14 protein-coding genes are annotated in these 23,170 nt (G+C 43.5%); 10 read left to right on the top strand and 4 right to left on the bottom strand.

The window, feature by feature from the left end; all coding sequences use genetic code 11:
- Positions 1–8 precede the first annotated feature (8 nt).
- From FN815_RS18020 to FN815_RS18010, 3 genes are all read left to right on the top strand, one after another.
- The gene (locus FN815_RS18020) at positions 9–1,382 is read left to right on the top strand and encodes a lipopolysaccharide biosynthesis protein (protein WP_142456232.1); all 1,374 of its coding nucleotides are present in this window, start codon (positions 9–11) and stop codon (positions 1,380–1,382) included.
- 1,303 nt (positions 1,383–2,685) lie between these two features.
- Positions 2,686–3,171 carry a hypothetical protein gene (locus tag FN815_RS18015; RefSeq protein WP_142456231.1) on the top strand — a complete coding sequence of 162 codons (486 nt, stop codon included), beginning with the start codon at positions 2,686–2,688 and terminating at the stop codon, positions 3,169–3,171.
- Between the two features lie 10 nt (positions 3,172–3,181).
- Positions 3,182–4,717 carry a capsule assembly Wzi family protein gene (locus FN815_RS18010; protein ID WP_142456230.1) on the top strand — a complete coding sequence of 512 codons (1,536 nt, stop codon included), beginning with the start codon at positions 3,182–3,184 and terminating at the stop codon, positions 4,715–4,717.
- A gap of 171 nt (positions 4,718–4,888) precedes the next feature.
- Here the strand turns inward: FN815_RS18010 and FN815_RS18005 are convergent, their stop codons facing one another.
- Positions 4,889–5,089 (bottom strand): hypothetical protein, encoded by a 201-nt coding sequence (locus FN815_RS18005; RefSeq protein WP_142456229.1) that lies wholly within the window; start codon positions 5,087–5,089, stop codon positions 4,889–4,891.
- A gap of 1,386 nt (positions 5,090–6,475) precedes the next feature.
- Between FN815_RS18005 and FN815_RS18000 the strand changes: the two genes are divergently transcribed.
- Both FN815_RS18000 and FN815_RS17995 read left to right on the top strand, forming a co-directional pair.
- Complete coding sequence (locus FN815_RS18000; RefSeq protein WP_142456228.1) at positions 6,476–7,186, top strand: sugar transferase; 711 nt, start codon at positions 6,476–6,478, stop codon at positions 7,184–7,186.
- Positions 7,187–7,435: 249 nt separating this feature from the next.
- Entirely contained in the window at positions 7,436–8,611 is a 1,176-nt protein-coding gene (locus FN815_RS17995; RefSeq protein WP_142456227.1) for a nucleotide sugar dehydrogenase, read from the top strand.
- 1,390 nt (positions 8,612–10,001) lie between these two features.
- Here FN815_RS17995 and FN815_RS17990 read toward each other — a convergent pair.
- Positions 10,002–11,333: a nucleotide sugar dehydrogenase gene (locus FN815_RS17990; protein ID WP_142456226.1), complete on the bottom strand. Its 1,332-nt coding sequence runs from the start codon at positions 11,331–11,333 to the stop codon at positions 10,002–10,004.
- An 834-nt stretch (positions 11,334–12,167) separates the two neighbouring features.
- Here FN815_RS17990 and FN815_RS17985 point away from each other — a divergent pair.
- Both FN815_RS17985 and FN815_RS17980 read left to right on the top strand, forming a co-directional pair.
- Positions 12,168–14,153, top strand: a complete 1,986-nt coding sequence (locus FN815_RS17985; RefSeq protein ID WP_142456225.1) for a S9 family peptidase — start codon at positions 12,168–12,170, stop codon at positions 14,151–14,153.
- Positions 14,154–14,915: 762 nt separating this feature from the next.
- The gene (locus FN815_RS17980; RefSeq protein ID WP_142456224.1) at positions 14,916–15,347 is read left to right on the top strand and encodes an OsmC family protein; all 432 of its coding nucleotides are present in this window, start codon (positions 14,916–14,918) and stop codon (positions 15,345–15,347) included.
- 607 nt (positions 15,348–15,954) lie between these two features.
- On the opposite strand, the gene FN815_RS17975 is transcribed toward FN815_RS17980, so the two are convergent.
- Positions 15,955–17,136 (bottom strand): M20 metallopeptidase family protein, encoded by a 1,182-nt coding sequence (locus FN815_RS17975; RefSeq protein WP_142456223.1) that lies wholly within the window; start codon positions 17,134–17,136, stop codon positions 15,955–15,957.
- 111 nt (positions 17,137–17,247) lie between these two features.
- Between FN815_RS17975 and FN815_RS17970 the strand changes: the two genes are divergently transcribed.
- Positions 17,248–18,522 (top strand): DUF4097 family beta strand repeat-containing protein, encoded by a 1,275-nt coding sequence (locus FN815_RS17970; protein ID WP_142456222.1) that lies wholly within the window; start codon positions 17,248–17,250, stop codon positions 18,520–18,522.
- Between the two features lie 73 nt (positions 18,523–18,595).
- Positions 18,596–19,363, top strand: coding sequence for a tRNA (5-methylaminomethyl-2-thiouridine)(34)-methyltransferase MnmC2 (gene mnmC2, locus FN815_RS17965; protein ID WP_142456221.1), 768 nt, complete (start codon positions 18,596–18,598; stop codon positions 19,361–19,363).
- A gap of 137 nt (positions 19,364–19,500) precedes the next feature.
- On the opposite strand, the gene FN815_RS17960 is transcribed toward mnmC2, so the two are convergent.
- Positions 19,501–20,616 carry an NAD(P)/FAD-dependent oxidoreductase gene (locus tag FN815_RS17960; RefSeq protein WP_142456220.1) on the bottom strand — a complete coding sequence of 372 codons (1,116 nt, stop codon included), beginning with the start codon at positions 20,614–20,616 and terminating at the stop codon, positions 19,501–19,503.
- Positions 20,617–20,844: 228 nt separating this feature from the next.
- On the opposite strand from FN815_RS17960, the gene FN815_RS17955 reads away from it, so the two are divergent.
- Positions 20,845–22,899 (top strand): ATP-binding protein, encoded by a 2,055-nt coding sequence (locus tag FN815_RS17955; RefSeq protein WP_185957370.1) that lies wholly within the window; start codon positions 20,845–20,847, stop codon positions 22,897–22,899.
- Positions 22,900–23,170 lie beyond the last annotated feature (271 nt).

Here is a 23,170-nt window from a genome sequence, read left to right as displayed (position 1 = left end):
TCTCATATATGCGGGCTACACTGGTTAAGGGTTTTTCTCATTTGCTGAGTAAATCGGTGATAGCTTCTGCTGTTGGATTTCTTTCAACCCTGTTGGTTATTTATCTGATTGGGGTAGAAGAATACGGAAAATTTGCCGGTGCATTTGCGGTTGTTTTATTCCTGGAGCTATTACTGAAGTTTGAGATTAAACTGGTATTACTGAAGGCTGATCCGGAAGAAGAACCGAGTCTGTATCACACCTCTTTTTCGTTGCTAATGGGGATCAGTTTAGTGGCTATATTAGTTGTTGGGCTGTTGCTGTTTTTTGTTCCGAATTCAGCTAACCCATACAAGGCTTTTTCGTTTCCACTATTGGTGCTTATCGGAACCCTTCCTTTAGCCGTGGTAACAGAAATTCCCCGGGCGGTGTTAGAAAGGAAAATGCGATTTCCGCTTATCTCTAATCAAGAGTTGGGGGCGGCACTTTTGCAGCATACTACCACGCTGCTGCTGATCTTTATCTATGAAAGTTACCTTATACTTGTCGCAAGTTGGTACGTGTATGTTGTAAGCATCGCGGCGTTTTCTTTTGTGGCATCAGGGTATGTCCCCAAGCTGAAAATAAGTCGCGAATCACTGACCAAATTAAAGAATCATTCCCGCCATATATTTATACAGAATTTATCAGTTCAGGCCAAGAAGCTGGCCAATCCTGTACTTGTGGGTTATTTTGCGGGAGCTGGTGGGGTTGGTGTTGTCTCGTTTGCTGAAAAGATTGTACAAGGCTTTTCATTTTATAAAAATGCGGTGCAGAGAGTTGCAGCTTCCGCAGCTGGTGCAGCAGAGGGAAATGAGGCACGACTGCGGAAGTTGATTATAGAAGGCACACTTGTGCAGATAGTTCCAATCGGAATAATTCTATTATTAGGAAGTGTAGCCGTTTTTGGCGTATCTCTGTGGAGTGGAGATGATTTGTGGATATGGATGAATGAGTTATATCCTTTTTTGGCAACGGGCTTCTTCTATTACATCCTATTAACTATACCTGTGATACATTTGCAGATGTACGATGGGCTTAAGGATGTGACCTTTTTTTGGATGGCTTTTAATGTGCTTTTTTTTCTGACGGCATTTTTCGCAATTCGTGAATGGGGTATCATTGGATATGGTGTAGCGGAATTGGCTGCCTTGCCTTTCTACTTATTGGTCTTTAAATCCCTTAAGAAAAGATTCGGGGTTATGCTTTCAAATGATATCGTTGTAGTGATGTTAAGCATCCCCATTGCATTATTTTGGTATCACATTGGCTATTGGTCGCTATTTTCCTTGCCGATGGTTTTTTTATTCCCGGAACTACTCAAGAAATATAAACAAATGTGGAAGGACGGGTGGCGTGATTAATATCCTAAGTTTATTCGAAGAGATCGTGGGTCTCCGTGAGCACTTCGCTCGCGATGACTTGCCTTTGGTTAGGAGCATAAAACCATCCAGTAATCCCAACAAGCCGAAGCGAATGCGTAGGCGCCGATCCGGGATCTCCGCTCTGCTACGTGCGGGATGACTGGTTGGAAGGAAGAGTTAGGTGAAAAAGGCCGTCATTCAGCACCGGCATAAAACCGATAGAAGCGTCCTTCTCCTTGTTGAAGGAGAAGACAGATGAGGTCGAAAAGCCTGTAGTAGCAAGTTGTATGCATTCACTCAGAAAGTTAGAAGCAGAGGAACCAATAAAGTACCCACCAAGTCATCCCGGACAAGTCGTAACGAAGTGGAGACGCAGATCCGGGATCTCCTCGAATCAATTTGGAATGCTAACAACGTCCCCTTTGGAACTGTTAGGCTACGATTATACAGATTGCTTCGTCGCCGGACAACAGTCTTGGTATAGACTGGGTTGCCTCCTCGCAATGACGATATTTAATAAAAACCAGTCTTTGCGAGTAGCCCAAAATGCTGAATGCAAGCTTAGTATGCCAAACGACGCGGCAATCTCTCCAAAATACTTGGGATGAAAAACAACGCTCTCCCTGGCCAGAGAGTTGCCCGTATCAAGGAGATCCCGCATCTTCGCTCTGCTACGTGCGGGATGACTGGTTGGAAGGAAGAGCTAGGTGAAAAAGGCCGTTATTCAGCACCGGCATAAAACCGATAAAAGCGTCCTTCTCCTTGTTGAAGGAGAAGACAGAAGAGGTGGAAAAGCCCGGAGCAGCAGGAGGTGTGAATTCGACCAATATGTTGGTAAAAGAGCCAAGTAACCAGTAGAAAAGTAGTTGCTACGATTAAACAGATTGCTTCGTCGCCGGGCAACAGCCCTGGTATAGAATGGGTTGCCTCCTCGCAATGACGATATTTAATAAAAACCAGTCTTTGCGAGGAGCCCAAAATGCTGAACGCAAGCTTAGTATGCCAAACGACGCGGCAATCTCCCTGCATTGCCTGAGATGTTGAACAGCGCTTCCTTGGCCAGTGCATTGCCGGTACCAAGGAGATCCCGCATCTCCGCATTCGCTGCGTGCGGGATGACTGCTCTTGGATAAAATGGTATAAATAACCAGTCATCCCGGGCAAGCCGCAACGAAGTGAAGGCGCAGAACCGGGATCTCCTTTCACCGCCCATGATTCTAATCAAAGCCAAAGGACAGTTTTAAAGTCCAATACAAACAGTATATTCAATCACTTTTGACTAAAGAATAAGAGTATTCAGAGCATGCAGAAGCGCATTCTTATAGTTGCTTTAATTATTGCCGGATATTTTCTGCTTATCCGACCAGCCAGAACTATGTTTATGAGTTGGCAATCTGAACAGGTTTATAGTCACGCAATATCAGAAGATTTAGAGATTACTTTTGAATACCGTCCTACAGCTATTGGTTTTACTTACAGCCTGGGAGGGGTAGAGTCTGAAGGGATGTATAAAATACCTTTTGGGAGATATTTTTTGCTGGCACTGACAGGAAGCCTTTTAATGGGCTTATCTTTTAAAGATGCTGCTTACCTGGTATATATCCACGGTTTAGGTTTTGTGCTGCTAAATGTATTTCTGTATACGGGGCTTTACGCCTACCTTCCTTTGTTATTTGGAGCAGACCTGCTCTCTGAATATCTTATTCCATTGTCTTCCTTCGGAATCATATTATTAGGTATGTATAACAAGAGAAGTGTGGGACAGAATTTATCAGACGAAAATAAATGAGACATTTTCTATGAGGTATACAATTTTTGGTTTTTCAGTAGTTCTATTGGCTGCATTATTCCTAACCAGCAATGTTAAAGCTCAGGTACTATCTCCCGGGAGCTTTGAGAAAACCTATGCCCGGGATTATTCTATCATCAATGAAGACTGTTTACAATACATAAATCAGCTGGACGCTATACAGAATCATGCACCTTGTCTTGAGGAAGAATCAGTATCATCAATAGGAAGCACCGGATTGTCTTTACTATCGCCCCGGGCACTGGTTTCTTACAACTCTGCTTATCCCAGAGGCTATAATGATGGTCCGTTGTGGCAGGGAAAAGGATTAACCGCTGCTTTAAAAGGAGGTATTCAAGGGCAGTGGGGAGTTTTATCCGTGACCCTAAACCCGATGGTATATTACAGTTCCAATGCTTCTTTTTACATCCCATCTAATCCCAATAAGAACGAGTATTCCTATCCTTTTCAGCAAAATATCGATTATGTGATGCGTTACGGCGATGACGCTTTTGTAAAACTGCTACCCGGTCAATCCGATGTGAGTGTGGAAGCTTTTAATATACGGGCAGGTGTGTCTACTCAAAACTTCCAATGGGGACCGGCCCGGCATAACCCGATCGTAATGAGTTCCCACGCACCCGGATTTCCGCATGTCTATGTAGGCAGCGACCGTCCTTTTGATACCGGTATCGGGGATATTGAAATCAAACAGTTTTGGGGACAGCTTTCAGAGTCTTCTTATTTTGATGATAATTCTTCCAATGATGAGCGATTTATTACCGGTTTAAGTCTGGGGTATGAGCCCAAGTGGATACCAGGTCTGAATCTTGGATTCAATCGTGTTATGTATGAGAACTGGCAGGATCTTAACTGGGAAGATTTTTTTATAACGGCCTACCGCTTTGAAACTCCTTCGGACGTTGAGGCTGAAGCGCAAAATGATGAATTTGATCAGATAGCCTCGGTCTCTGCCCGGTGGACCTTCCCGGAAGTGGGATTTGAGCCCTATTTTGAGTTTGCTAAAAACGATTTTGGAGGAGAGATTTGGGGGTTTCAGCCCGAACATACCCGGGCATTTACACTCGGCATCACAAAATGGTTTGAGCTAAATAATGACCGTGACCTGGTTCTTACCGCAGAGCATACTACCTTGGGGCAGTCACGTTCTGTTTTGGTACGTCCTACTCCAACGTATTATGTACATGGTGTAGTAAAACAGGGGTACACCCATCAGGGACAAATCATGGGAGCTGGTATTGGACCCGGTTCTCATTCAAATACGATAGATGTAAAACTGTATGGCCCTAAATTGTGGCATCGTCTAGTCATTCAAAACATCCGCTTTGATGATGACTATTATTATGCAACTTTTGATGACCGCTATCATCATGACCTGGAGATTAATGCAACTTACGAAGGCAGACTCCAACTAGACGGGTACGACATCGGATATGCACTCACCTATTCCCGCCGCAATAACTGGTATTACGAACGACCAAGAGATCTGAATAATATTCATTTAACACTGAGCTTAAGCCTTTAAATAATATGCCCTTGTCTACTAGCTCCCTCTCTGCCTCTCCCCTTGAATAAGGGGAGAAGACACACTGGTTACAAATGGCTGTTTATCCAAGCTGAAGAGACATGTACATCAAAGCCTCCTTTCCGAATAAGCGACCGCAGGGGGGGCAACGTGTTCACTCCATGCACCGTGTCATCCTGAACGAGACGACTGTAAGGAGTCGAGGTGAAGGATCTTGCATTTTGCAAGCACCACATCTCTTATTTCTTTAAAACCATCGCCAGTGCCCCACACTTCCCAACTAATGGCATGCAGGTAATCAAGTTCTGGCTGAGGTTCTTCGGCGGTAGCCTCTGAATGACGGGTTTGTGATTTTATCCAATTGATTTCCAAGCGTTATTGTGAACGAGACGACCGCAGGGAGCTACGTGTTTACATCATGCAAAGTGTCATCCTGAACAAACGACCAGAGGGAGTGCCGTGAAGGATCCTTTAATTGGTTTGCTATGATGTTTAAAAGGGGCATTATTATGGCATGTCGTTAATCATTATCTGGCTGAGGTTCTTCGGCGGTAGCGTCTGAATGACGGTGTTTTGTTTGATCTTGTCATGGTTGTTCTGGATGTGACGATCGTAAGCAATCAAAGTGAAGGATCCTGCATTTTGCTGAAATCGAAAAGACAGACGCGGAGTATATTATTAAGTCATTCAGGGATCTAAGTATGGCCAGTAATGAAATTGCTGATTCATAGAAATTAATTTTGGTTCTTTTAGTCTATGAAACAGGGTTTTTATAATGGCATCGAGCCCTTGGCTACAAGACCCCTCTCTTTCTCTCCCCTTGAATAAGGGGAGAAGACGCTTTGGTGCGGCATGGCCGGTTTGTTCAATTCGAGTATGAATTTGTATGTGTATCAAAGTCTCCTTCCTGAATAAGCGACCGAAGGGAGCTACGTGTTTAACACCATGCAGCGTGTCATCCTGAACAAACGACCAGAGGGAGTGCTGTGAAGGATCCTTTAATTGGTTTGCTATGATGTTTAAAAGGGGCATTATTATGGCATGTCGTTAATCATTATCTGGCTAAGGTTCTTCGGCGGTAGCGTCTGAATGACGGGGTTATGATCTTATCATGGTCGATTTCTCAGCATAATACTAGCTGATAAGGCCGTAAGGATTCGAAATAAAGGACGTGGGCTGTGGAGTATAGAAAAGGTATTTCAGGCGGGTCCTAAAATGCTTATCTAAAATATTTGAAACATTGAACTTCTACAGAGAATGCTTATTTTAAAGCTCATTAAATAATCAGGAACTTTTTTATCAGGGTCGGGCTATGAACAAAGAGAGAAAATCTCGCCTTTTTTGAACCTAATGACTTAACAAATGTACTATTAATAGTTCCTAATTAAAGCTTTTAAACCGATTGAGTATCTTCGTTTCGTGAAAAGTTGATGGATAGACGAAAGGATAAAATTATATGCTTTATTAAGCTATAAAATAATTTAACCTAAATATCTTTTTGGCTTTACATTAAATCATTTATTTTTTGATGTGGGTATTAGGGATTCAGGTATCGAATTACTTAATAGATCGAAATAATAAAACTGGAATATTTCCAGTACAAAGAGATACAAGTAACCAAATATTCAGACTCGATAATTTTGTTAGGGTTTAGCAATATGTAAACAAGACAGACTTAAGTCTAAGAGATATATGAGATCTTCAGGTTTAAGCATTGTCATTAATTTATTTATGGGTTAATACAAAAAGCAGGTATTTATGGATATGACAGTTAGGGATACAATTGTACGAAAAGCTCGGGAAAGTGAATATCAGATAGTCAATAATAACACGGTTCTTCCAAGTAAATTCTATGCTCTTACACAAAAGGAATACACCGGTAAAAGGGCACTTGATATTATCCTATCATTAATCGGCTTAACGGTATTAGCTGTATTGTTTCCGTTTTTAGCACTGGGTATAAAATTATCTTCGCCAGGCCCTATATTTTTTAAGCAAAAGAGAACCGGCAGGGGCGGTGAATCTTTTCTCTGCTATAAAGTGCGGACTATGCATGAATTCTATGAAGCTCCAAATCGTGAAAAACCAGCGGTAACTCAGAAAGGTGATATCAGGGTTTTTAAATTTGGTAGCTTCTTGCGTAAGTCAAATCTTGATGAACTTCCCCAGTTGTTTAATGTCCTTAAAGGGGATATGAGTTTAGTAGGTCCAAGACCATACATGAAAGATGAAACGGTTTACTGGAACAAACGTTTTGACGATTTTTATTATCGCTATGCGGTACGTCCGGGTATCACCGGTTTTGCCCAGGTAAAAGGACTTAGAGGAGGGACCTTGGACAATGACCATATGCGAAAAAGATTGGACAAAGATCTTATCTACGTGCAAAAACAGTCTTTGATGATGGATGTGAAAATCATCTTTGGTACTGTTATGCAAATGTTTAATAATCAAACTAACGCGCATTAATGGTAGCCTTGATAGGCTTCGCCAGTTTAGCCACTGTGCTTAATCGTATTTCTTACCTTAGCTTTTTAGTCTAAAACTATCCTTAGGCATTAGACTATCTTTTATGGCATGTCTTTAGTTTTTGGGCTAAATATAAATTATTTAGATTCCCGAGTGGCAAGTGTATGAAAAACAATATTAACTTGTTCTACAGGTGTCTTCATAAAACTGTTCAAAGAAATTATAATTCATAATCATCGCAGTAACCGAATGAAAATTGCAGTAGCAGGTACTGGCTATGTAGGCCTCTCTCTCTCCGTATTATTATCCCAGAATCACGAAGTAGTAGCACTGGACATCGACGAGAAAAAAGTAAAGTCGATTAATGAGAGAAAATCGCCCATTTCGGATAAGGAAATAGAACGGTTTTTTAATGATAAAGATGATTTGAACCTAACAGCCACTCTGGATAAAGAAGAGGCGTACAAAGGGGCCGAGTTTGTAATTATAGCCACCCCTACCAATTATGATCCGGAAACCAATAAATTTGATACCCGTTCGGTAGAGGCTGTTATTCAGGACGTGAAGGAAATAAATCCGGATGCGTTAATGGTGATCAAATCGACCATACCGGTAGGTTTTGTGAAGGAAGCGCGTCAGCGGTTTCAAACCAGTAACCTGATTTTTTCTCCCGAGTTTTTGAGAGAGGGTAAGGCTTTGCATGATAATCTTTATCCTTCCCGCATTGTAGTTGGGGAATGTTCTGATCGTGCCGAGAAGTTTGCAGGATTGTTGGAAGAGGGAGCGGCAGACGATGCCGGGGATATTGATATCTTATTTACTGACAGTACGGAAGCCGAGGCTATCAAGCTATTTTCCAATACGTATCTGGCCATGCGGGTAGCTTATTTCAATGAATTGGATTCTTATTGTGAAACCCATGGACTGAACACCAAGCAAGTGATTAGCGGCGTAGGCCTGGATCCCCGTATTGGTGATCATTACAATAACCCCTCTTTTGGATATGGGGGCTATTGCTTACCTAAAGATACCAAGCAGTTATTGGCAAATTTCGAAAATGTACCCAATAACCTTATCAAAGCCATTGTGGATGCCAATACTACCCGCAAGGACTTCATTGCCCGCCAGATTTGGAAAAATGATCCCAAGGTTGTAGGCATCTATCGCCTGGTGATGAAACAGGGCTCAGACAATTTCCGCCAGAGTGCTATTCAGGGGATTATGAAACGTATCAAGGCAAAGGGCATCGAAGTCATTGTATATGAGCCCTACTTGGATAAAGAAGAATTCTACCATTCCCGAGTTATTAAAGATCTGGACGCTTTCAAGAAAGAATCTGAGGTGATTGTGGCCAATCGTATGGTTGATGAAATCCAGGATGTGAAAGAAAAAGTGTACACAAGGGACTTATTCGGGAATAATTAAGCAAGCGAGCCTCTGACAACGGGACTCCACTTGAATAAGTGGAAAAGACGCACTGGTTGCAAATAGTTGTCTACACAAGCTGAATAGACATGTATACCAAAGCCTCATTCCCCGAGTAAGCGACCGCAGGGAGCTAAGAATTTATTCCACGTGGCCTGTCATCCTGAAAAAGCGACCGTAGGGAGCTAAGTGTTTACTCCATGCACCGTGTCATCCTGAACGAGACGACCGCAGGGAGTCGAGGTGAAGGATCTTGCATTTTGCGAAGCTGTATATCGCTTATTTCTTGAAAACCATTGCCAGTGAATCATACTCTATAGTCTATGGTATTTCGGTAATCATTTTCTGGCTTAGTTTCTTCAGCGGTAGCCTCTGAATGACGGTTTTTTTGATCTTGTTATTGTTCATTTTTCAGCATCGAATCCCTGGTAACCTGTCTCTTCTCTTGAATAAGGGGAGAGGACTCTTTGGTTGTGATAGGACATGCCGGGTTCATTCAAGTATTCTAGAAAAAATTCAGGCTGTTCCAATAGCAGGAATAAGTCGATAAATTGTAGATCTATCTATTCGCTATAATACCCCTCCAGTATTCCTCCAATACCGCTCCATTTCAGAATACAATCTAACTGGAGTTGTACTGGACTTATACTGGAGGGATACTGGAGTTGTAAAGGAGCAAATGGCCTGTAAAAAGTGCGACCGTAGGGAGCTTTGTATTTACTTCCTGAAGCCTGTCATCCTGAACAAACGACTGAAGGGAGTGCAGTGAAGGATCTACAGGCACGAACGGAGTTTGGAAAAGATATTTTTATACAGTCTTTTAATTTTGCATTGAATTCTTTGCTACCGACTCCACTCTGCCTTTCTTCTTGAATAAGTGGAGAGGATGTTTACATGGTCTGTTCGATCCAAAGATGTATTTGTAAGTATATTAAAGTCCCCTTCCTGCATAAGCGACCGTAGGGATCTAAGTGCTTACTCAATGCACCGTGTCATCCTGAACGAGACGACCGCAGGGAGTCGAGGTGAAGGAGCCTACATTTTGCGAATCTGTAGCTGTATATCGCTTATTACTTGAAAACCATTGCCAGTGAATCATACTCTATAGTCTATGGCATGTCGGTAATCATTTTCTGGCTTAGTTTCTTCGGCGGTAGCCTCTGAATGACGGTTTTTTTGATCTTGTCATTGTTCATTTTTCAGTTCTAACCTGAACGTGACGACGGCAAGGGATTAAATTGAAATAATATGTTTAAGCGAAAATCACAGCTTTAAATGCGTTCTCTCCCTTGTTCCGAATCCTCGGGAGGGAGAGCCAGAGATGGGGCGTGCTACCAAGGGGAGTAAAGTTTGCAAATAGTAGAATTGTTATGGCAATGCTAGACAGCAATCAAGCTTTAAAGATATGCCGCTTATTTTTAGGCTCAATGCCTTTCATGGCATTTCGGGTATCGATGATACAGTTATTCCAGTTTGCCAGCTCCTGGTAATTGATGTTGCTGTGATTGGTAGAGATGATGACGGCATCAAACTGGCGGATGGTTTCTTCATTCCAGTCGATGGATAAAGTGCCAGTCCATTCGTCATGTTCTCGGGAGGGGGGAATCTCGGGGATGTGGGGATCGTAATAAGAAATTTCGACACCCGTAGCTTTTAACAGGTTAAAGATTTTGAAAGTGGGTGATTCCCGCATGTCATCCACATCGGGTTTATAAGCCAGTCCGATTACTAATACTTTAGACCCGTTGAGTGCTTTTTTATGAGCATTCAGAGCCATTATCGTACGGTCTAAAACATATTGAGGCATGTGGGTATTCACCTCACCGGCCAGCTCAATAAAGCGGGTATGTTGCTCATATTCGCGGGCTTTCCATGTTAAATAAAATGGATCGATGGGGATGCAGTGGCCGCCCAAACCAGGACCCGGTGTAAACTTCATAAAACCAAAAGGTTTACTGTCGGCGGCATCGAGCACTTCGTGAACGTCAATGCCCATTGATTCATACACCACCTTCAGCTCGTTTACCAAAGCGATATTCACAGAACGAAAAATGTTTTCCGTGAGTTTTACCGCCTCTGCGGTTTTGCAATTTGATACGGGAACCGTTTCAACAATTGCGGTATCGTACATGGCCTGGGCGAGGGCAAGAGCATCTTCACCGTGCCCGCCTACAACTTTGGGAATTTTAGCCGTGTTGAAATCAGGGTTTCCGGGATCTTCTCGTTCCGGGCTGTAGGCCACGTAGAAATCGGTACCGGCCTTCAAGCCAGAGTTCTTCTCGAGGATGGGAATCATCAGTTCCTCGGTAGTTCCCGGCCAGGTAGTAGATTCCAAAATCACCAACTGCCCTTTTCGTAAATATTTTGAGACCGTCTCTGTGGTCTGTTCCACATAGCTCATATCCGGTTCCCGGTGATAATCGAGCGGGGTAGGCACGCATAACAAGATGGCATCGGCTTCAGTTAGCCGCGAGAAATCCGTCGTGGCTTCACAGCGATCAGAGTCTGCCAGGCTTTTCATCATCTCTGAACCCAAGTGCTTGATATAAGGTGTGCCCTCATGAAGATGGTTGATCTTCTTTTCATCAATATCAAAACCAATAACCGGAAGTCCTTCTTTATGAAAGGTCCACATCAGCGGCAACCCCACATAGCCCAAACCGATTATACCTACGGTGTATGTTTTGTTCTCAATTTTCTCAAGTAACGCGCTGATGTCCATCTGCCTGTCACGGTTGTTTCTATTACGATTTCGGATGCTGAAGGTAAACACATTTTCCCTTTATACGAAGTAGTTTTGTTTGTTTGTTAAGGCAATGTGAGATGTCAGAGTTTTTAGAATTCTTTGATTACAGAAGTGAAATACTTTAGTACTTATTTTCCGGGGATTAAAGATTTAATGAATACATCACACCCTTGGCTCCAGGACCCCTCTTTGTTTCTCCCCTTTGATAAGGGGAGAAGACGCTTTGGATAGAAATGGGCGCAATGCCACCCTGCCGAGCGGAGCGAGGCTTAGATTCTATATTGCAGGACCTGTCATCCTGAACAAACGACCGGCGGGAGTGCAGTGAAGGATCCTGCGGAAGCAGGCAATCTGTTAAATATAAAGTTTTGTAGATTTAAAGGCGTCCTCTCCCTTGTCCCGAATCTCCGGGAGGGAAAGCCAGAGAGGGGTTGAGTTGCGAAGAATATTGATGTTTATATACAAGCAATGATTGATATTTTCATTGCTAAACTAAGGAATCGAGCCCTTGGTTGCCGGACCCCTCTTTGTTTCTCCCCTTGATAAGGGGAGAAAACGCTTTGGTGAGATTTGACTGGAATTACCTCCACCGAGCTAGGCTAAGTGCTTGGTTCACATACCGTGTCATCCTGAACAAACGACCAGAGGGAGTGCAGTGAATGATCTTGCAGAAGCAGACTTGCCTAAAAAAAGAAGAAATCATCAATCATAAATCCCGAATCCACTCTCTCTTTTAAAACTTGTAAGTACCATAGGAAAGACCGAACTCATTTCTTTTCTTTCAAGCAAACCGTAACCAAGGATTTTGCAATGAAACGATTCTTTACTCTCTTAATGCTCATCAGTTTAACATGGATCACAACGGCAGCAGCCCAGGACACGGTCAGCGTTGATTTGTCGGATTTTGTACAGGTTAAAAACGCCAGTGCGCCTGTTATCTCACCGGATGGTAAATACCTGGCCTACACGGTTAGCTGGGGTATTGTTTCTGATACGGAATCGGAATACCATTCACAAATTTGGGTTGCGGATACCGAAGGGAACTGGAACCGTCAGTTCACGCGGGGTGAAAAGTCGGCTGGAAATCCTGCATTTAGCCCGGATGGAAAATACCTGAGTTTTACCGCCAATCGCGGAGAAAGTACCCAGCTGTATCGGATTCCCCTCAATGGAGGTGAGGCAGAAGCGATCACCAATATTGAAACAGGGGTACAGGACTATAAATGGTCACCGGATGGCAGCCGGATTGCTTTTACCAGTACAGATGCCGAGTCAGAAGCATCCAAAGAAAAAGCAAAAGCTAAAGAAGATGTCACGGTAGTAGGAGAAGAGGTTCGATATGCACGGATTTATGTTCAGGAAATAGGGGATGAGCCACTGGAGCATTCAGCCAAAGCTGTGTATTCGGAAGATATGCACGCTCAGGATTTCAGTTGGTCGCCCGATGGGGAAACATTGGTTTTCTCGCATCGTGAAACTCCTATGTTGGATGATGGTGATACCGGGGCTATCAGCACCGTACCGGCTGATTCAGGAACGGTAACTGCATTGGTTGATATGGGAGGCGCCGATCATTCACCGGTTTATACAAAAGATGGCGAACAGATTGTATTTCTCTCGGATGGAGACCAACCAGAACCCATCGGACAAACGGATGCGTATGTAATTCCAGCAGCTGGCGGCGAAGCTCAGGCCCTGGCCCATACTTTTGATCGTAACATCCGCAGTGTGTATGTGGGTGATGAAAGTGATGCTGTATATGTTACCGAGGGAAGAAAGACCTTGGCAGCTATGTACAAATTACCACTGGATGGTGGAGAGCCTGAAATGATTCACTCAAACGATGCTTATTATAGTTTTTCGGATGCTCCAACAGCCGGCATCACCGCATTTACGATGCAAATGGGTGGACAGTATGAAGAAGTATATGTAAGCAAAGGCCGTCGTTTTAATCCGGTGCAAATTTCTAATTTTGAAGATGAATATGTATTTCCGGAAATGCCCAAAGTTGAAACCATTACATGGACTTCCACCGATGGCATGGAAATAGAAGGCCTGCTGATTTATCCTGTTGGTTATGAGAAAGGAAAGCAATATCCCCTGTTTTTAAATGTACATGGCGGTCCTGGGGGCGTATACTCCAATACTTTTTTAGGAACCGGGGCTTTTTATAATGCGGCCTTTTTTGCACATAAAGGATATGCCATTTTAAAACCCAATCCCCGTGGTAGCAGTGCCTATGGCAAGGAATTCCGTTATGCTAATTTTCAGGATTTAGGAGAAGGCGATTACCAGGATATCATGACCGGGGTGGATGAAGTAATTGAGCGGGGCATTGCCCACCCAGATAGCCTGGTGATGGCGGGGTGGAGTTATGGTGGCTATATGGCAGCTCGCATTGCCACTAAAACCGACCGCTTTAAGGCCATCAGCATGGGAGCCGGGCTCTTTAACCTGGAAAGCATGTTTGTAACCACAGATGTAATTGATTATGGCCTCGGTTTGATGGGTGGCGGCTACTGGGAGTCTGAGGAGCTGAAGCAGCTTTTTGCAGATCTCTCACCCCACACCCGCGTGGATGAAGTGACCACGCCCGTACAACTGCTTCACAGTTCCAACGACCAGCGAGTGCCTGCCTCTCAAAGCTATGAAATGTACCAGGTGCTTAAGCGTATGGAGGTGCCCACTGAGTTGGTGCTATATCCACGCTCGGGACACGGCCCTTCCGAGCCAAAATTAAGTGTAGATGTTGGACAGCGCGTGCTGGAATGGTTTGAAGAATATCTGGAGCGGTAGTTGATTGAATAAGTTTTGTCATCCAGCCTTTGGTTACCGAACCCCTCTCCCCGAACTTCTCGGGACAGGTTGTTTCTTCCCTTTGATAAGGGAAGAAGACGCTTTGGGCCTGATGCCACCCTGCCGAGCGGAGTGAGGCTTAGATTCTATATTGCAGGGCCTGTCATCCTGAACAAACGACCAGAGGAAGTGCAGTGAAGGATCCTGCTGAAGTAGGCAACCACCATCAAACCAATGCAGGCTATCAAAAGATGTAAATTTTTTCCAATACACAAATGAAGTCCTACAGGACTTCACTTCTTCTCGTGCCATTCCAAAAAACATCAAAAAATAAAAAACCCCGACCACTAGATGCAGTCGGGGTATCTAACGGTTCAGGAATGTTTTGGGCATTGTATTCACGATTATCAATCATCATCGTAAAACATCCCCTAAGCCGCTAAATTATAGAAAGCTTGTGTTGAGCGACGGTTAGAATATAATGACAGGTGAATTTGGGTTGGTCATAACTTTTCTCTCTTTATTCCTTTTTTATCTCCATTCTATTATATGGTGATGTGAACAAAGTGTTCCTGAATTATAATAAAGTTGGATGTGGTTCTTTGCTAAGCAAAACATTTGCCTCTGATTGGGCAGGTATATAAACCGTTTTTAGAAACGTGTAAATGGTTATATGTCAATAAATAAGGGAATGTATTTATACTCCCTTTTGTTATTTTGCACAACACATAAAAACCAAGAACTATAAACCAATACATCATTATGCCAACTAAGAAAGCAGATGCAAAATGGACGGGAGATTTAAAATCCGGAAGCGGAACCATGAAATTAGAGAGTGGCTCCTACGAAGGGAAATATAGTTTTGCGACCCGGTTTGAAGATAAAGAAGGATCCAATCCGGAAGAACTCATCGGGGCAGCCCATGCAGGATGTTACTCGATGGCTTTTTCTAATGAATTGGATAAAGCAGGGTTCACCCCAAATTCAGTTGAAACTCATGCAGATGTAGTACTTGAATCAACCGATGACGGCCCGGCTATAACTACTATTACCCTGACTGCAAAAGGAGATGTACCTGGAATTGACGATGATAAATTCCAGGAAATTGCAGAAGCCGCTAAAAAAGGATGCCCGGTGTCAAAAGCATTAGCGGGAGTCAACATCAAATTGGATGCTACCCTCGTCAATTCTTAAAAAGAATTCCTGCATATAATTTACTTAAACCTGCCCATTACCAGGCAGGTTTTTTTATTGGCCCCAGCAGGTTAAAAACCCTGCACTTTAGTATTTCGAAAAAATCCAATGGCTAAGGTCATGGGGTCATTCTTGTAGATGTTAGATAATTCGGTGACAATTTTCTGGCCGTCCCCGAATGGGGACAAACATCAATAGCCCAGGGTAAATCCACTCAAGTGGATGCAACCCTGGGTTGGCTATCACAAAAAAAGAACCCGAGGCTTGTTTTACTTTGAGGTAGGAACATCTAACGAGGGTTGGGCAACTGCGTGCTATGGGGAGCCAAAGCCAAAGCTTCGTAAGGCAAGATTATCTCACCTGTCAACGGGGCGAAGCTTGGGCTCTTTTTTATGTACCCCGGGTTGCGCCTGTTTGCTCCCCGCAAGCGGGTAAACCTAAACAGGCTTACCCGGGGCTATTGATGTTAGACCCCATTCGGGGTCTTCTTAAGTAAGTTTTGTCAACGAATTATCTAACATCTATATGGACCGGGATGGTGGGGAGACTGGGACTTTCAGTTCCCAACCATACCCCTGCACTTTCAGTGCAGGGTGGTTTAGTCCAGTTAGTGCTCAAATACCAGTGAAACCATCATGGGCGTGGCTACTTTGAAGAACCCATGATCCACGTTGTATTTGGGGTGATGCCAGGGGTATTGAGAATCGGAGGCCGGGCTTCCGCTTCCTACAAAGTAGAAAGCCCCGGGAAAATATTGCTGGTAAAAGGCGAAGTCTTCTCCGGCCATAATGGGGCGTTTCATTTCAATAGCTCGCTCATCCCCAAATAAATTCCGCATACTGCGAAGTACGGTCTCCGCTTCTTTTTCCGTATTGATGACTGCAGGGTATCCTTTATTGAAAGCAAAATTGTAGGATCCGCCAGCCGATGCCGTAATACCTTTGAGTAAAGTTTCCAGACGATTTTCTACCAGGTCTGCCGTTTCAGGAGTGAGGGTTCGGGCGGTGCCCCAAAGTTTTACTTTTTCGGGGATGATGTTATGGGCGGTTCCGCCTTCTATCCTGCCAATGGTCACCACTACGGGTTCGGTTGGATCCACGCTGCGGCTGGCTATCGTTTGTGCAGCATTGATAAACTGGGCCGAAAGTACTACAGGATCGATGGCCTCGTGAGCTTTTGCCGCATGACCGCCTTTCCCTATAATCTCAATTTCAAACTCATCTGGAGCTGCCATCAAAGGACCGGTTTTTGTAGCTATGGTGCCCGGCGCATGATTGGGAGAGGTGTGTAAGCCATAAATAGACTGGACGTTTTGATCCTGAAGAAAACCGGTTTCACTCAGTAACTTTCCTCCGCCGGGTAACTTCTCTTCTCCTGGTTGAAAAACAAGTAGTACTTTTCCTTCTATCTCACTTTTTAGCTCATTGAGGATGCGGGCAGCCGTTAGCAAGTTGGCCGTGTGGGCATCATGACCACAACAATGGGCCACTCCCTCATTCTTGGAGAGGAACCCCTGTTTGGCAGCTCCCGTTTCCTGAATAGGTAATGCATCGATATCAGCCCGCAAAGCAATGACTTTGTCGGAAGCCCGTTCTCCCTCAATAATACCAACGCAGCCGGTTTCAAGAGGGCTCTCAAAGGGAATTCCCCACTCTTTAAGCTTATTTTTTATATACTTGGTGGTCTCAAATTCCTTATAACTTACTTCAGGATGTTGATGCAAATATTTACGAATGGATACGGTGTCTTCGAAGTATTTTTCAGAAAGCTCTTTGATTTTGGAGTGCATGCGTGCTGTTATGTTGATTCGTTTTTTGGATGATAAGAATAATGTACGACTGAACGTAACCTTTTGATTAGCCTTGCGTACTGCGTTATTGCAAAATTAATAAGATGATTTATGAAAACCATTTCTTGGGAAATAATACTGGCAGGACTCTTTTTTTCAGGCATATCTATCTACTTGATTACTCAGAACTCTGATGCCCCTCCAAAACACACCGAATCACGTGTTGATAGCATTCGTGTACAGGTAGATGGCGATAGGATTCGGGTGATTGAACTGAAAAGCCTGGAAAACTTGAAACACCTGGAAGGACTTAAAGAATTAGAGAAACTGGAGAATCTTGAGAATATCAAGAATCTGGAAAACCTGAAGAATCTCACCAACTTCTTACCTTCCGAGATTCAATCTGAATTTGATAAAGAAATTGAGGAAGCTCTCAGAGAGTTCGAGGACGAGAGCCTGAAAATTAATTTCGATCCGGAAAAAGGTACTGTGGAGATTAATAAATCAGTGGCGGCTAATCCCGGCAACTGGAGCGTGGTATCCCCTGGTATTTATACCTATGTAAAAGAGATAGACGGATCCGGGCTAACAGAAACAGAACTATCCATACCATTTGGCTCTATTGAAGTGGTTGGCTCCACCAATGAGAAGGCCAAGCTGACCATTCAGGCCTCCGGACAAATTGCTACCAAAACCGATCTGCAATCAAAAATTCGTGTACTTCCTACGGTAAAAAATCAAACGGCCGCTTTTGAAGTGCGATCCCTCAAAAATAATAATGATGGTAGCAACAACATCCATCTACAAACCACGCTGAGTGTCCCTCAAAATATGCAGGTAAATTCCAGCACCGGCGCTGGTCATGTGTCATCCAATGATTTAAAGGGCGTTCAGGTATATGAAACCAAGGGCGGTCACATCACTTTAAACGATCTTTCCGGTGAGGTAGAGGCGAAAACTTTTGGTGGACATATTAAAGTAAACGAGTCAACAGGCAATATGAGCTTGCGGTCTATGGGAGGTCATATCAGGACCGATGATTTTGAAGGCACCTTAACCATGAAGACTTCAGGCGGAAATCTTGAGGCATTTAACACTTCTGGTACGGTAACGGCTACAACCAATGGCGGGAATATTGATTTACGTTTCCAGGAACTTACCGGAGATTCCCAAGCTGAAACAGGAGCCGGCAGTATTACGATCTGGTTACCAAGAAATATTGATGCTTACCTGGATTTGTCCGGCAGTAGTATCGAATTGGATTCTGCTTTTTCATTCGATGGCAATAAGAGTTCTTCATCTGTTTCCGGTACACTCGGCAATGGCGGACCTGTTATAAAAGCCAAAACCAATTACGGAAAAGTATCGGTTAAAGTAAGAGACTGATACTGTATTTTTGGATTCTCCAATAGCTTATAACACCGGTTTATGGTGAGTGCATAAACCGGTATATTCGGGTATGAACTCATCAATCCATCAAACCAAAGACGGTTCCTCTACCGTTTATTCCGAATCTTTCAATCAGTACTATCACAACCCGAATGGGGCCGCTTCCGAAAGCCTGCATGTATTTTTTGAACAACCGGGTGTATTTTCTTTCCTCAAGGAAGCTCCTACTCTAACAATATTGGAGGTAGGCTTTGGCACTGGACTCAATTTCCTGCTGCTCCTGGATTACCTGAAAGAACACGATCTGCAGGTTCCGGTCCGTTTTTTTTCTATAGAAGCTTTTCCAGTTGATGCAGAGACAGCCAAAGAATTTGATTTCACCGGACATTTGAAGAAGCCTCACTTGAATACGATTCTACCTGATATCTTTCGTGATTTACAGCCGGGTATGAATTCGTTTAAACCTGTAGATGAGCTGGATGTGGAGTTGATTGTATTCCAGGGAAAGTTTGAGGATTTCTCTTCTGAAGATGTAGAAGCTGATTTTATATTTCACGATCCATTCTCACCAGGTGTAAACGGAGAGCTTTGGACTGATGAAGCCTTCAAGAAGCTGGCTTCTTTCTCCCAAAAAGATACGATGCTAACCACCTACTGTGCGGCTTCAGGAGCAAGGGCTGCAATGGCGGTAGCGGGATGGAAGGTAGCCCGTGCCCGTGGTGCTTTGGGTAAAAGAGAGATGACGCTGGCTTCCCGTAATGCAGAAAAACTGGAAGGGTTTAAGAGAGTGAATGAAGAACGGCTTATTCACCGGTATAAAGAGGGGGATTTTAGTTGATAAGGAAATAAGTAGATAAGGAAAGTTGTGATTATAACAGATCTCTGCCTTCTCAAGAGTGACTTTAAAAAACAACTATTTGACATGGACTATTGAATGTCGTCCCCATTTCGGAGCTTTAAAAAATGATCATCGAATTATCTATTCCCATCAATAGTTTCCGCTGCCTCTTTACCAAGCTGCATTCCCAGAGCCACTCCCATTCCACTCAATCCGGCTACCACTAAACACCGATCAGAAATAGCTCTCAAGAGTGGACTTTTCGTTTGGGTGAATCCCATGATTCCTGACCATTCTGTTTCAATCTCCCAATCCGAAGGTAGCTTAAGAACATCATTGGTAAACTCTAATAAATGATTTTTAATCAAATCATTTACGCCAAACTTGGTCGTTGTTTCTCCATCAATGTCTAAACTTCGGGCACCGCCAAGCAGCAATCGGTTTTGATCTACATTGCGGAAATAGTAATAACCCCGGTCGTAATGAAAGGTGCCCTGCCATTTTAGCTCGGGGATGGGCTTAGTGACAAATACATAGCCCCGCCCGGGCTTAATCTCCACCTCCGGCAGTAATTTTGAGGTAAAGGCATTGGTGGCTACAACCACGGTTGAACCACTAAGGTTGATTCCATTTTCCAGTTCTATTTTTCCATCATCTGAATGAATTTTTTGCACCGGCGTCTGCCAGCGAAATTCCACGCCGGAACTGAGGTTTTTTTGATACAGGGACTTCATCATTTTACCGGGATGCAGACACCCTTCCCTCTTTATAGTAATGGCCGGGAATTCCTGATAGGTACTTTTGGAATAAACATCCTGTATATCCGAAGCTTGCCTTAGCAGAGCATTGCATGTATCCAGGTAAGAAATAGCTTCACTGTAAGTTTCTTCATCCGTAAAGATTTCATAGGAGCCGGGTTCCTGGTAGTCGATAGCTTCATCCCCAAGCGTTTGCCGCAATAATTTCAAACCATTGATGCGTCGCCTGATGCGGTCAACAATTTTTTCCTCATCTTCTATTTTGAGATCTGACATGTGCTCGGTCACCGATCCAAAACAAGCAAAACCGGCATTTCGGGTGCTTGCCCCAAGCGGAAAAAAACCGCGATCTATAACCAGGACCTTCGCGTGGGGATTGTTTTTTTTATAGAAGAGAGCTGCGGATTGCCCGGTAAGTCCGCCCCCAACAACAATAAGGTCGTATTTTTGCTGGTAGAGTTCTTTTTCCCAATAGGATAAATCTGGCTGTGACATGATGTGATTTGATGTTAATAAGAAACTGAAAATTAGCTATCTAAAGCATCAATTCGAAAGGAAGAAGTAGATCGGCTAAGCAATAGATTTAATTTATGTTAATATAATTTTATATAGTCGCTTCTTTATTATTTTCAGGCCCGTTTAAAAAATCAGTTTCAGCTAAAAAATTAGGGTATGTTGGTTTTATCAGAAAGGAAGGCTTTGGTGTGGGTAATATTCATGCTATTGCCAAGTATAATATGTGCACAAAAGACCAGTGAAGTAATACCAGATACAACCAAAGTGCTGGAATACGCCAATACTTCATATAGTCTTTTAAATCAGGGAGATCTTCAGTTATCAAAAAAGTATGCAGAGAGGGCTGACTCACTGGCTCGTGCCATTGGTTATCAAAATGGGATATTAACGGCAACGGTTCGTTTTTCTGGTATACTGAGGGCAGAGCGTAAACTAGATTCGGCTCTTGTTTTGATACAAGGAGCCTTGGAAACCTTTGAAGGGAAACGAAACTCTCCAGACCTGTACAACGAGTTGGGAAACATTTATAAAGACCAGGGAAATACAACTGAGTCACTCAGGGCCTATCAAAAAGCCCTGGAAGAAATCTCGTTAATGGATTCCTCAGAAGTACAGGGATTCAGGACGGGGGTAAAAATGAATATCGCGTCAGCCTATGATAAGGTTGGGGATTTTGCCAATGCGGTTGAAGGATATCTGAATGTGATAAAAGATGCTGAAATGACCCGGGACACCGTGCTTTGGGCTACCACCCTGAATAATATCTCTCTGGTCTATTCCGAAATGGAGGAGTATGAAAAGGCAGATCATTACCTGGAAAGAACCATGGAACTGGCCCGGGAAAAGGGATTACGAGGGGAGTTATACCGAGCCAACATCAATTTGGGGGTAATGCGCAAAGATCAGGGGGAACTGGAGGAGGCATTGACTTATTACGAGAGGGCATATGCACTGCATCAGGAATTGTTTCCCAATAGACCGCCGATGATTCTGTTTTTTAACATGGGCAATCTGAACAGACTAATGAAGAATTACGATCAGGCGGAAGGATATCTGAGGGAGTCATTGGATTATTCTGAACAGAGTAATGTGTTTGAAGGTATATATTACAATGTGTGGGAATTGGGGGAGTTGTACTATGATCAGGGAAATTTCGAGGAAGCTTTACCTTATTTTCAGCGGAGTTTGAACGTTGCTGAACAACTGGACAATGCAGAATTTGTCATTTCAGCGAGTGAGAGCCTGTATAAAACTTATAGAGCAAGTAGACAGTTTGAGGAAGCCCTGACTTATTTTGAGAAGAATAAATGGGTGGCAGATAGTATGGCAACCATCGAGCAGGAACGGGAATTGGCCAATATGGAGAGTCAGCTTGAGCTAAATCGGCAAAATGAAATCAACGAACTGTTGCAGGAGAAACAGGCTCAACAAGAAAGAAGAATAGAAATCCAAAATATCCTGATTGCAGCAGCTATTCTTATCCTAATACTGATTGGAGCGCTGCTTTATCTGGCACGCAAAAATGCCAGGGAAAAAGAACAATTGCTTGCGGAATTGGAGAAACAAAAGAAGGAGTTACAGGAGCTAAATCAGGCGAAGGATGAAGTGTTTGCCATCGTTAGTCACGACCTCCGTTCTCCACTTACATCCGTACAAGGCGTTATTAGTTTAATCAGGGATGATGTACTTGAGGGAGAGGACCTGATGCGGTTGATTGACGATATTGAGCTTTCTATCAGGGAAAATGTAAACGTAATCGAGGATTTACTGGCCTGGGCCAAGGACCAGCTCTCCGGTTTTGATCTAAATGTGACCTCACAAAACCTGAATCCCGTCATTAAAGATGTGGTAACCACGCAGTCTTTCATCGCCATCCGTAAAAAGATTGATCTTGAATCCAATGTGGGGCACGAAAAGGTACTTGCCGACGCAAATGCACTGCGGGTTATTTTCAGGAATCTCGTTTCAAATGCTATTAAATACACCGGCGAGGGAGGGAGGATTCAGGTAGAATCTAAAGAGGAGGATTGTTCTGTAATTGTTTCTGTTCGGGATAATGGAGTGGGTATTCCGGAAGCGGAACAACACAAGATTTTCAACAGCAATAGCTGGACTCGCAGCGGAACTAAAAAAGAAAAAGGCTCCGGTTTTGGATTAAGCATGACCAAGGATTTTGTAGAACGAATGGGCGGAGAAATCTGGTTTGAAAGCAAAGAAGCAAAAGGCACTACTTTTTATATAGAGCTCCCTAAAGGGGAATAAGGTGATATAGCGATAAGGTGATGAGGTGATGATGAGATACCGACGATTGTCTAAAAAAGAGTAAGCCTGAGTTCGATGTAAAAAGGAGTGAATTAATCCAAAGAATGTCTACAGGAAAGCAAGTCCTCCCTTGCCTGTCCCGTACCAATAGGTCGGGGAGAGAGGTGCCGACCAAATGGGAGGCGGAGGGTGTTGGTGCCAAAGTCCGGACGTAATTATCAAAGTTCAATGCTTCGTAAAGATATCGGCAGGCAGTAGTTAAAAAAAAATA

The sequence above is a fragment of the Gracilimonas mengyeensis genome (assembly GCF_900182705.1).
In the GTDB taxonomy this organism is placed as follows: domain Bacteria; phylum Bacteroidota; class Rhodothermia; order Balneolales; family Balneolaceae; genus Gracilimonas; species Gracilimonas mengyeensis.
The sequence above is the reverse complement of the archived record's forward strand: the minus strand, read 5'-3'. Positions and strand labels throughout refer to the sequence as shown.